General features: G+C 71.8%; 10 protein-coding genes and 1 pseudogene. 3 read left to right on the top strand and 8 right to left on the bottom strand.

What is annotated here, in order from left to right; genetic code table 11:
- From Q1N79_RS28035 to Q1N79_RS28015, 5 genes are all read right to left on the bottom strand, one after another.
- A partial coding sequence (locus tag Q1N79_RS28035; RefSeq protein WP_300614063.1) for a hypothetical protein occupies positions 1 to 596 on the bottom strand: 596 nt, incomplete at its 3' end.
- 348 nt (positions 597 to 944) lie between these two features.
- On the bottom strand, positions 945 to 1463 hold the full coding sequence (locus tag Q1N79_RS28030) for a flavin reductase family protein (RefSeq protein WP_300614062.1): 519 nt from the start codon (positions 1461 to 1463) through the stop codon (positions 945 to 947).
- A 3-nt stretch (positions 1464 to 1466) separates the two neighbouring features.
- Positions 1467 to 2822, bottom strand: a complete 1356-nt coding sequence (locus Q1N79_RS28025; protein WP_300614061.1) for an acyl-CoA dehydrogenase family protein — start codon at positions 2820 to 2822, stop codon at positions 1467 to 1469.
- Between the two features lie 108 nt (positions 2823 to 2930).
- Positions 2931 to 3953, bottom strand: coding sequence for a TIGR03842 family LLM class F420-dependent oxidoreductase (locus Q1N79_RS28020; RefSeq protein WP_300614060.1), 1023 nt, complete (start codon positions 3951 to 3953; stop codon positions 2931 to 2933).
- Positions 3954 to 4225: 272 nt separating this feature from the next.
- The gene (locus Q1N79_RS28015) at positions 4226 to 5068 is read right to left on the bottom strand and encodes a nitrilase-related carbon-nitrogen hydrolase (RefSeq protein ID WP_300614059.1); all 843 of its coding nucleotides are present in this window, start codon (positions 5066 to 5068) and stop codon (positions 4226 to 4228) included.
- A 224-nt stretch (positions 5069 to 5292) separates the two neighbouring features.
- Between Q1N79_RS28015 and Q1N79_RS28010 the strand changes: the two genes are divergently transcribed.
- The gene (locus tag Q1N79_RS28010) at positions 5293 to 6210 is read left to right on the top strand and encodes an NADP-dependent oxidoreductase (protein ID WP_300614058.1); all 918 of its coding nucleotides are present in this window, start codon (positions 5293 to 5295) and stop codon (positions 6208 to 6210) included.
- Here Q1N79_RS28010 and Q1N79_RS28005 read toward each other — a convergent pair.
- Entirely contained in the window at positions 6207 to 7511 is a 1305-nt protein-coding gene (locus Q1N79_RS28005) for an MFS transporter (RefSeq protein ID WP_300614057.1), read from the bottom strand. The two genes, Q1N79_RS28010 and Q1N79_RS28005, sit on opposite strands and share 4 nt — an antisense overlap.
- 209 nt (positions 7512 to 7720) lie before the next feature.
- Here Q1N79_RS28005 and Q1N79_RS28000 point away from each other — a divergent pair, with 209 nt between their 5' ends.
- Positions 7721 to 8494 carry an SDR family NAD(P)-dependent oxidoreductase gene (locus tag Q1N79_RS28000; protein WP_300614056.1) on the top strand — a complete coding sequence of 258 codons (774 nt, stop codon included), beginning with the start codon at positions 7721 to 7723 and terminating at the stop codon, positions 8492 to 8494.
- A 24-nt stretch (positions 8495 to 8518) separates the two neighbouring features.
- Positions 8519 to 8986 carry an NUDIX hydrolase gene (locus tag Q1N79_RS27995; RefSeq protein WP_300614055.1) on the top strand — a complete coding sequence of 156 codons (468 nt, stop codon included), beginning with the start codon at positions 8519 to 8521 and terminating at the stop codon, positions 8984 to 8986.
- Here Q1N79_RS27995 and Q1N79_RS27990 read toward each other — a convergent pair.
- On the bottom strand, positions 8983 to 9939 hold the full coding sequence (locus tag Q1N79_RS27990; protein WP_300614054.1) for a TrkA family potassium uptake protein: 957 nt from the start codon (positions 9937 to 9939) through the stop codon (positions 8983 to 8985). The genes Q1N79_RS27995 and Q1N79_RS27990 overlap by 4 nt on opposite strands.
- A gap of 62 nt (positions 9940 to 10001) precedes the next feature.
- Positions 10002 to 10589, bottom strand: a pseudogene (locus tag Q1N79_RS27985) (hypothetical protein); the annotation flags it as partial.

Genomic DNA, 10589 nt, shown 5'->3' with positions numbered 1-10589 from the left:
GCGTCGACGTAGATGACCGTCTGCCCGTCGGGAGACATGCCGACTCCGGCGGAGCCGTTCGGCGTGGGGATCTTCTTGATCACCCGCCGTGTGGCCAGGTCCACGACGGTCCCGAACGTGTCCTCCTCGTTCTCGGTGTACAGCTTGCTGCCGTCCGGCAGCACCTCGATACGGTGCGCCTTGTTGGAGCCAACTTCGATCACGTGCTCGATCTCGCCGCTTTCGGGGTCGATCTCCAGCGCCACGCCGCTGTTCTCGCACACGCAGTACAGCTGGCCGCGGGCACCCCAGCGCAGGCCGTGCGGAGCCAGGTACGGGTACGTGCTGAAGTCACCGTCGTGCCGTCGCTTCCGCAGGTCAAACCGGGCGACAAGGTGACCGGGATGGGGGTTGTTCCCGTGGATCCCGTCACCGTAGACGGGAACGTACGCGAAGCGGTGATCGGGGGAGATGAGCAGCTCGTGCACTCTGGGCGCGAAGCCGTCGAGCGTCAGCTCGGTGTCGTAGGTGACCGGGTTGAGGAACAGCACGTGATTGCCGATCTTGTCCACGGCGATGAGACCGCTGCTGCCTGTCAGGAAATTGGCCTCTGTCATTACTCTTCCTGTTCAACCGCATCGACGGGGATGTGGCACCTCCTGGGCAGGAGCTGGGCCAAGACCCCTTGGCCGGGACCGGCTTCGATGCAGGACTGCCCCGCACTCACGATGTCAGGTTAGCGTGGGCTGCCTCACGGGCCGTCGGCGGTGCGTACCGCCCGCACCATCTGCGCCGCGCCGCGGCCGTCGGCCATGATCGCGAAGACTTTTCGCATATCCAGGCACCACATGTCTTCACCATGAAAATTGTCTTCGCGATCATGGGATGGCGGAGAGCAAAATGGTGCTGATGCGAATGCAGATCCGGGTGATATGCGCGCCGCCGGCGCCTGCACAGCCGGTGCGCTAGGCGGGCGGCTGCTCCCCGAGCGAGGCGTAGCTGCCCCGCCAGAACACCAGCGGCCGTGTCCCGTCGCCGCTGGTTTCCACGTGCCGGACGCGGCCGACGACGATCTCGTGGTCCCCGCCGGGGAGGGCGTGCTCCACCGTGCACTCGACGACCGCGAGCACGCCGTCCAGCCGCGGGCTGCCGGTCAGGCCGCGGCGGTGCCGCACCCCGTCCCAGGCCGCGCACAGGCCGCGCCTGGCGAAGTTGGCCGACAGGTGCCGCTGCCGGTGGCCGAGCACGTTGACCGCGAACGCGCCGTGGCCGCGGATCGCCCGCAGCGTCGAACTGCCCAGGTCGAAGCAGACAAGCACCAGCGGCGGGTCCAGCGACAGCGAGGAGACCGCGTTGGCGGTGGTCCCGACGGGCTCGCCGTTCGCGCCGACCGACGTGACGACCGTGACCCCGGTGGCGAAGTGCCCCATCGCGTCGCGCAGCGCGGCGGCCGAGACCTCGCGGGTCTCATCGAGTGCGGTCATCGGCTAGAGCTGCCCGTGGTTCGGCGGGAGCACGTCGTTCAGCAGGAAGTTCCCGACGTGGTGGTACTTCCAGGCCACCGGGTCGTGACTGGCGTGCGTGCGCGCGTTGCGCCAGTGCCTGCTCAGGTCGTACTTCTCGTCGGTCGCGCTGGCCCCGCTGAGCGAGAACAGGTCGCCGGCCACCTCGGCGGCGACGTCGCTGGCGAACGCCTTCGCCTGCGCGACGGCGAGCGAGCCGCGGCCGGCCTCCTTCTCGCCTGCGGGCACCCGGCCGACCTCGTCAAGCGTGGCGGCCGCGCTGGCGAGCAGCGCCTCGGCCGCGCTGACCTTGGTGGCCAGCTCGCCGTAGCGGTAGATCGTGTGCGGGTCCTCGCTGGCCGCGTGCGCCCAGCCGGCCCGCGCGGCCTCGAAGAACGGCCGCGCCTTGGTCCGCACGAAGGCGCCCGCGTCGTTCAGCGCCCCGCGGGCGATCCCGGCCTGAATCGCGGCGTGTACGAGCTGAGACCGCGCGCCAAGCTGCTGGGGAACCTCGAACGCGCGGGCGTAGGGCACGACGAGCCCGGGATCGACGGGCACGTCGTCGAACGTCGCGCTGCCGCTGACCGTGGCCCGCTGCCCCATGACGTTCCAGTCGTCGTCGACGTGCACGCCGGAGGCGTCCCTGCGGACGAACGCGAGCACCAGCGTGTTGCTGTCGTCGAGCGCGGTGACCCCGATCCAGCGCGCGGTGAGCGATCCTGTCGTGTAGTACTTGCGCCCGTGCAGGCGCGGCCAGGAAGGTCCGGCGCCGGCGCCGGGACCGAAAGCACCGGTGCCGGCGCCAGGGAAGCCTCGCAGCCGCGTCTTCAGGTCCTGCGCGTGCAGCCCGCCGCGTTCGGCCTGCGCGTTGCCCAGCCGCGCTCCGCGCAGCACCTCGCCGAACAGCCGTTGCTGCTGCTCCGGCGAGCCCCAGACGGCGAGCGCGTCAACGAAAAGGAAGTGCCCCTGCGGCACCTGGGCGATCGACGGATCCACCGCCGCGATCGTCCGCACGACCTCGGCAAGCACGGTGGCACCGAGTTCCGGCCCGCCGGCGGCGCGCGGCACCGTGATCGCCAGCAGCCCGCTGGCGTCAAGCGCCGCCAGCTCGGCGACCGGCGGCGCGCTCGCCCCCGCCCGGTCCCGCTCGATCACCCCGTCCGCGATCGACTCGGCGTACGCCCGCGCCGCCGCGGTGGCCTCATCGGCCGTCCGCAGTACCGGGACCGCGCCGCCCGCGCCGTCGTCGTCGTCGGCGGGGCGGGCGCCAGCGACGTCCTGGCCGCCGGCGCCTGGTCCTGCCGCGGTATGCCCGGCGGTGCTGGCCCGCGCGCTCGGCATGACGTGCACCTCCAGGTCGATCCGTGGGCGTCCCCGCGAGGCCACCCGACGGGGACGCACGTCCCAGCGTGCCATCCCCGTCCAGGCTTGTCAATAATTACGATCTATTTAGTAGGATAAGTCACGACAGCCGGAAGATAAGCGAAAAGCGGGGATGATCTCGTCGCCGTAGGCCTCAAGCGTGCCCTCCTCGTCGTCGTGCATCAGGTACAGCGCGAACTGGTCCGCGCCGATCTCCGCCAGCTCGCGCAGCCGGTTCACATGCGCCGGCGCGGGCCCGAGCAGGCAGCACCTGTCCATGATCTCATCGGGCACGAAGTCCGCAGCGGGATTGTCCGCCCGCCCGTGCTGCCTGTAATCGTACGCCGGGCGCTTGTCGATGTACCCGGTCAGCGCGCGGGGGAGCCCGCCTTCCCCGTAGCTGGCGACCAGGTCCGCGACGTGGTTGCCCGCCATCGCGCCGAACCAGCGCAGCTGGTCCCGCTGGTGCCCCAGGTCCGTGCCCACGTAGGCGGGCGCGGCGACGCACATCGCGATCGACCCCGGGTCCCGCCCCGCCTCGGCCGCCGCCGCCCGTACCGAGCCGAACGTCCAGCGGGCGATGTCCGGGTCGGCGGTCTGCAGGATGAACCCGTCCGCCCGCTCCCCGGCCAGCCGCAGCGCCCGCGGCCCGTACGCCGCCAGCCACATCGGCAGCGACCCGCCCCGAGCCCACGGGATGCGCACCGGCCGGCCGTGGTGGATCACCTCGCGCCCCTCGGCGAGCCCCTTGATGACCGTCATCGCGGCCGACACGGCGTCCAGGGACGCCGGGGGCAGGCCGATGCACCGCAGCGCCGAGTCGCCGCGGCCGATGCCGCAGACCGTCCGGTTGCCGTACTCGTCGTTGAGCGTCGCGAACATCGACGCGAGCACCGACCAGTCCCGGGTACTCGGGTTGGTCACCATCGGCCCGACGATCATCGCCGACGTCTCGGCGAGGGCCCGCGGGTAGATCATGAACGCCTCCTGCCACAGCACGTGAGAGTCGAACGTCCACCCGTACCCGAACCCGGCGCTCTCGGCCAGCTTCATCATCGCCACGACGCCGCTGGCCGGCGGATTGGGCCGCAGCACCACCCCGAAATCCATGGTCCCCTCCGCAGTCACCTGTGCCGGGCAGTAAGCAGGGCCCGTTCAGGTGAGATATCGATTGAGGTCGCGCGGGAGGTACCCGCCGTGCCCCGGTGCGTCTGCCGCGCGGCCGGGTCGTAGACCGGTGCTCCACCCCAGGGATCCCGTCGGGGATCTTTGCAAAGTCTGCCCGTCCGAGCTCCTTCTGTTCCCTGAAGCAGAACGGACAGTGGCCAGTCGACACGACGCACAAGTCATTGGCGCGCAGGCCACGCCACGGGGCGGCGGACTCATGGCCGGGCCAGCTCCTGGTAGGAGTCGGGCCTGCGGTCCCTGTAGAACTGCCACAGGTCCCTGACCTCGGCGAGCCTGCCCATGTCCAGGTCGCGGACCACCACCTCGTCTTCGGTGTCCGAGGCGGCCTGCCCGGCGAGCTGGCCCCGCGGGTCGGCGAAGTAGGACTGGCCGTAGAAGTCGTTGTCGCCGAGCGGCTCGACGCCGACCCGGTTGAGCGCCCCGACGTAGTACTGGTTGGCCACCGCGGCGGCCGGCTGCTCAAGCCGCCACAGGTGGGAGGACAGCCCCCGGCTGGTCGCGGACGGGTTGAACACGATCCGCGCGCCCGCGAGGCCGAACGCCCGCCAGCCTTCCGGGAAGTGCCTGTCGTAGCAGATGTAGACGCCGATCCGCCCGACCGCGGTGTCGAACACGGGGTAGCCGAGGTTGCCCGGCCGGAAGTAGAACTTCTCCCAGAACCCCGGCAGCTGCGGGATGTGGTTCTTGCGGTACTTGCCCAGGTAGCTGCCGTCGGCGTCGATGACCGCCGCGGTGTTGTAGTACAGCCCGGGCTGCTCCTCCTCATACATCGGCACGACGAGCACGACCTGGTGTCGGCGGGCGGCGTCCTGCATGAGCCTGGTGGTCGGCCCGTCGGGGATCGCCTCGGTGTAGGAGTAGTAGCCGGCGTCCTGCACCTGGCAGAAGTACGGGCCGTAGAACAGCTCCTGCAGGCACACGACCTGCGCCCCGGCGCCGGCCGCCGCGGCGACATGGGCGACCGCGGCCGCCGTCATCGAATCCTTGTCGCCCGTCCAGCCCTGCTGGACGAGGGCAGCCCGGACGATCTCAGGCATGCAGCCTCCCGCGCTCTCGTACCCGCCTAACCCACGGTGTCGGCCGTGTTACACAGCCTCATCTTCCCCCGCTGCGGCCAGGTTTGTAACGGGCGCGTGCGGCCCAACCGCGCCGGGCATAACGAGCCGGGGGCGGGAGTTAGCGGTGGGCGTCGGGGCGGACCCGGGGAACGCGGGCGGGGCAGCCACAGGATGCGCAGCGAAGTCACACGGAGGCGGCGGACATGAAGGCGGTACGGTTCAGCGAGTACGGCTCGGTAGAAGTCCTGAACGTCGTCGAGGTTCCGCGGCCGGTTCCTGGTCCCGGCCAGGTTCTCGTCCAGGTGAAGGCGGCGGGGGTCAACCCGGGCGAGGCCAAGGTCAGGGAGGGGTTCCTGCACTCGCGCTGGCCGGCCACGTTCCCTTCTGGGGAGGGCAGCGACCTGGCCGGGATCGTCGCGGAGCTCGGCCAGGGCGTGACAGGCGCCGCGGCAGGCGATGAGGTGATCGGCTGGGTCGACACCCGCTCCAGCCAGGCGGAATACGCGGTGGTCGAGGCGTCGAACCTGGCGCGCAAGCCCGCCAGCGTGCCGTGGGCAGCCGCGGGCGGGTTGCCGGTCGCCGGGTTCACCGCGTGGGCCGCGGTCCGCGCGGTCGGCCTGCGGCCCGGGGACACCCTGGTCGTCTCCGGCGCGGCCGGCGGCGTCGGCTCGCTCGCCGTCCAGCTCGGCAGGCGGGCCGGCGCCACGGTGGTCGGCCTGGCCAGCCAGGCCAACCACGGCTGGCTGGAGCAGCACGGCGTGCTCCCGCTGAGCTACGGCGCCGGCGTGGCCAACCGCATCAAGCAGGCCGCGCCGCGGGTGGACGCGTTCATCGACACCTACGGCGGCGACTACGTCGAGCTGGCGGTCAACGAGCTCGACGTGGTCCCGTCCCGGGTGGACACCATCGTCCGGTTCGATGCCGTCGAGAAGTACGGCGTCAAGGCCGAGGGCAACGCGGCAGGCGCAAGCGCCGCGACGCTCGCCGAGCTCGCCGGGCTCATCGCGGCCGGCGAACTTGAGGTCCCGATCGCGGCGACCTATCCGCTCGACCAGGTCCGGGAGGCCTACAGGCAGGTCGAGGGCGGCCACGTCCGCGGCAAGGTCGTGCTGATCCCCTAGCGTGCCGCCGGGTTAGGGCCGCGGTCGGCCGGCACGCCGCCGGCCGCGTCCGCGGCCGGGATGCTCACGTCCGCGCGGAGGCTTTCGTCGCTGTGCGCGATGTGCAACAGGGAACGCCAGATGAGGGCGAGGATGATCGCCGAGCCGGCGAAGGCGAACCAGAAGGGCGCGGTGATGCCCCACGCCGAGGCGACGGCCCCGCCGATCGCCGAGCCGATCACGATGCCGCCGACCATGCCGGTGAGGTAGACGCTGCCGACGCGGCCCTGGAACTCGGCGGGCACCGCCCGCTGCCGCACGCTTGTCGAGGTCGTTCCCCAGATGAACGCGTGCGCGCCGAAGATCACGAAGACGATCAGCGCGAACCAGGCCCAGCGGGTCAGCGCGAGCGCGAGATGGGTCAGTGTTTCGATGATCAGCCCGCCCCGCATGATCACGCCCAGCCGGACGCGCCGCTCCAGCCAGCCGTAGGACGCGGTGCCAAGCAGGCCGCCCACCGCCATCGCGGTGGTGATCAGCCCGAAGCCGAGCGCGCTCATGCCCAGCCGCTCCCGCGCGTACAGGACAAGCACCGACCACGCGGCACCGAAGGTGACGTTGAACGTGAAGATGGTGATCGCCAGCGTCCGGACCGCGGGGTGCGCCCACAGCCAGCGCCACCCCTCGCGGATGTCCTCGCGCACCCGGGCCGGCGCCGCCGGCCCTGGTACCGGCAGCCGCACCCGCGAGATCGCCAGCACGCCGGCGAGCACGCACACGGTCTCGCTCACGAACGGCAGCGCCCTCCCCGCCGCGAACAGCGCGGCGCCGACGGGCGGTCCGGCCAGCTGATTCCACACGACCACGCCGGTGAGCGCGCGCGAATTCGCCATGCCCAGGTCGCGTTTGCCGACCAGCATCGGCAGCAGGGTGGCCGTCGTCGTGTCGCCGAAGGCCTCGTTGACTCCGAACAGGAACAGCGCGGCCAGCACCACCGCGGTGTCGACGCGGCGGGTGAGAATGGACGCGATGAGCAGCAGCAGGATCACCACCCGGGCAAGCCCGGTGGCGATGACGATCGCCCGCCGGCTGCGCCGGTCCGCTACCACGCCGGCGTACAGCCCGAACAGCAGCCACGGCAGCCGCTGCAGGAAGGCCGCCATCGCCACGGCCAGCGGGTTGCGCGTCTGGGACGCCACAAGCAACGGCCCGGCGGCAAGCGTGATCCCGTCGCCAAGGTTGGTCACCCAGGACGAGGCAAGCAGCCAGCGGAAGTCACGGCCGAGGCGGGCCGGCGCGACCAGGTCGGCGAGCCGGCTCACTGCGGCTTCCCGCCAGCGGTGGTCACCCAGCCATTGTGCTGCACAGGCACGACCGGCTTCACCTGGTTTGTGGTGCGCATGGTGCGGTGCGCCACCGTGGTTGTGGTTTTGCGCAACGCCGCAAACTTCCTCTACCGCCGCCGCGCGGCGGCGGGTACGCAGGAAGGCAGGCGTGGTCGAAAGACAGCGAGGAAGCCGTGGGTAACCCGATGGATCTGTTCCGGCTTGATGGCAAGGTCGCGCTGGTCACCGGCGCCGGCAGCGGCCTGGGCAGGCAGTTCAGCGAGGCGATGGCGGAGGCGGGCGCGGATGTCGCCTGCGCGGACATCGACGAGGAGTCGGCCAAGGCGACGGCCGCGGCCGTCGAAGGGCTCGGCAGGCGCGGTGTGGCGATCGGCTGTGACGTCACCGTCGAGGCAGCGGTCGCGGCGATGGTGACCCGCACCGTAGCGGTTCTCGGCAGGCTGGACATCCTGTTCAACAACGCCGGAATCGCCGACCCGCAGGCGCTGCAGCTGCACGAGTACCCGACCGCTAACTGGCGGGCCGTGCTTGACGTGGACCTGGATGGCGTGTTCTTCTGCGCGCGTGAGGCGCTCAAGGTCATGGTCGCCCAGCGGTCAGGCAAGATCATCAACATCGCGTCGATCTGGGGCCTGGCCGGTTCGTCCAGCCTGTTCCCCGCCCTGGCGTATAACGCGGCCAAGGGCGCGGTGGTCAACCTGACCCGCGAGCTCGGGCTTGAGTACGCCACGCAGGGAATCCAGGTCAACGCGCTGTGCCCCGGGTTCTACCAGACCAACCTCAGCCGCGGCGCGATCGACGACCCGCAGGTCCGCGCCACGATCAGCGCCTTCATCCCCATGGGCCGGATCGCGGAGGCCGCCGAGATCAAAGGGCCGGCGCTCTTCCTCGCCTCGGCCGCGTCCGATTACATGACCGGCCAGACCCTGGTCGCCGACGGCGGCTGCCTGGCTAAGTGACCCGATTGCGGGAATGACCGCGGTATGGCGGTTGCCGACTTGCCGACGATACCGGTGTCTGCCGGGGCGCTCATCTTCGACCGCGCCGGGCGGCTGCTGATCCTCAAGCCGACGTACAAGACGGGCTGGACGATCCCCGGCGGCGTCATGGAGGCGGACGGGGAGACGCCGTGGGATGCGTGCCGGCGCGAGGTGCGTGAGGAGTGCGGCATCGAGGTGAGCACCGGCCGGCTGGCCTGCGTCGACTTCCGCCCTGGCCGTCCCGGCCACCCAGGCGGCATCCGGTTCCTGTTCGACTGCGGGCCTGCTGACGACGCGGCCCTGGCCGCGATCGCCGTGCAGCCCGAGGAGATCGCCGAGTACAGGCTCGCCCCGGTGGAGAGCGCGCTTGCCCTGCTCAGGCCCCCGATCCGGCGCCGCGTGCGCGCCGTATCGCGGTACCACGGGTTCGTCTACCTGGAGGACGGGCACCCGGTCCACGCGATCGGCTAGGCATGGCCGGTGGCCTCGGCCACGAGCAGCCGGTCCCCGGCCGCGACGACCGGGTCCTCGGCGATGCCGAGGGTGAACTCTCCGCCCCTGACCAGGCCGAGCACGAGGCCGGCCCGCTCGTTCCTGATCGCGCTCAGCCGCTTTCCGACCGCGGTGCCTGCCGCCTCGATTTCGGCGAGCGCGTCCCGGTTCCCGATGAGCTGGGAGATCATCTCACCGGCGTGCGGGGTCTCGAGGCTGGCGGCCAGCGTGCGGGAGAGCAGTTCGCTCGCCGACACCGTCTGCCGGACGCCGAGGTCACGCAGCGCCTCCCGGACCGACGGGGAGCTGACCAGCGCGGTCACGGTCAGCGAGGGGGCCTGCTTGCGCAGCAGCACCGCGCTGACCAGCACGTCCCCATCGCTTTTGCCGGTGATGAGGGCCTGCTCCGCGCCCGCCGGCCTGGCCCGCCTGATCGTGTCCTCCTCCGTCGGGTCGCCGCGGACGACGTGCACGCCGCCGCGGACAGCCGCCGGGTCGACGTCGGCGGCGAGCACCACGGGGATCCCCGCGCCCGCCAGTTCCTGCAGGATCGCGGGCACGGTCGCGTTCATCCCGACCACGAGACGGTACGTGCCCGCGGGGAACTGGGTGTGCATGGCGAGAACCCTCCGGACTCCGGCGGCCGCGGCCGCGCCCGACACGAGCGCGAACGCCGCCGCGAGCATCGGGATCGTGGTGAGCATGACGAGCGAGGCGATCAGCCGCCCGATCGGGTTGTGCGGCGTGATGTCACCGTAGCCGACGGTCGTCGCCGTCGTGACGGCCCAGTACAAGGAGGTCGTGAACGGCAGGCTTTCGGCCAGCGAGAACAGCCCGGCGCCCAGCACGACGACCGCGACGGCGGCACCGAGCAGGTTCGCCACGTGCCGCCGGTGCGGCACCCCGAAGACCCGCAGCAGGATCGTGATCACGGCCATCTATCGTGCCGCAACCTCGCCGCGTCGGCGACCCCTTGGCGGGCACTGGCCGGCGGTCAGCCGGGCAGGACCAGCGCCGCCGCGGCGATGACCGCCGCGGCGGCCAGCACGCGCAGCAGCGTGGCCCCGGCACCGGGGCCGGCGGCGGGCAGGTAGGCGGCGCCCGCGCCGAGCGCGAGCAGGCAGGCGCCCGCGGTCAGCACCTTGGCCTGACGGCGCAGCAGCCCGGCGGCCGGGGCGCCCGACTCGGCGATGTGCACGGCGAGCAGGTAGCCGACCAGCCCCGCGCCGAGCGCCGCGGTGTACCCCGGCCTGGCCGGGTGCTGCACTTCGAGCCAGAGCAGCACCGCCACGGCGACCTCCTCCCATGGCAGCAGCCGCAGCACGGCGAGGAACTGCAGCGAGGCGCGGACCGGAGCGGGCAGGAAGTAGTTGTCCTCCGGCAGTGGCACCTCCGACAGCGCCAGCCGCAGCGCGCCCATGGTGACCGCCGCGATCGCCACCGTGAGCGTGAACTCGGCAAGGCCGCTGTGCAGCAGCGGGGTCGCCGTCCACGCGACGCAGGCCGCGCCGAGCAAGATGGCGGCGAGCCGCGGCGCCGCCATCGCGCTGGCGGCGCCGGCGGCACCCGCGCCACGGGCGGC

Origin of the sequence: Trebonia sp., from assembly GCF_030042015.1 — a bacterium.
Classification (GTDB): Bacteria; Actinomycetota; Actinomycetes; order Streptosporangiales; family Streptosporangiaceae; genus Trebonia.
Note: the sequence above shows the minus strand (reverse complement) of the source record. Positions and strands in the feature narration are given on the sequence as shown.

Coding starts and splice junctions, on each gene's coding strand:
- Q1N79_RS28030 (WP_300614062.1), bottom strand. CDS start 1,463: ATGACCGCACTCGATGAGACCCGCGAGGTCTCGGCCGCCGCGCTGCGC.
- Q1N79_RS28025 (WP_300614061.1), bottom strand. CDS start 2,822: ATGCCGAGCGCGCGGGCCAGCACCGCCGGGCATACCGCGGCAGGACCA.
- Q1N79_RS28020 (WP_300614060.1), bottom strand. CDS start 3,953: ATGGATTTCGGGGTGGTGCTGCGGCCCAATCCGCCGGCCAGCGGCGTC.
- Q1N79_RS28015 (WP_300614059.1), bottom strand. CDS start 5,068: ATGCCTGAGATCGTCCGGGCTGCCCTCGTCCAGCAGGGCTGGACGGGC.
- Q1N79_RS28010 (WP_300614058.1), top strand. CDS start 5,293: ATGAAGGCGGTACGGTTCAGCGAGTACGGCTCGGTAGAAGTCCTGAAC.
- Q1N79_RS28000 (WP_300614056.1), top strand. CDS start 7,721: ATGGATCTGTTCCGGCTTGATGGCAAGGTCGCGCTGGTCACCGGCGCC.
- Q1N79_RS27995 (WP_300614055.1), top strand. CDS start 8,519: ATGGCGGTTGCCGACTTGCCGACGATACCGGTGTCTGCCGGGGCGCTC.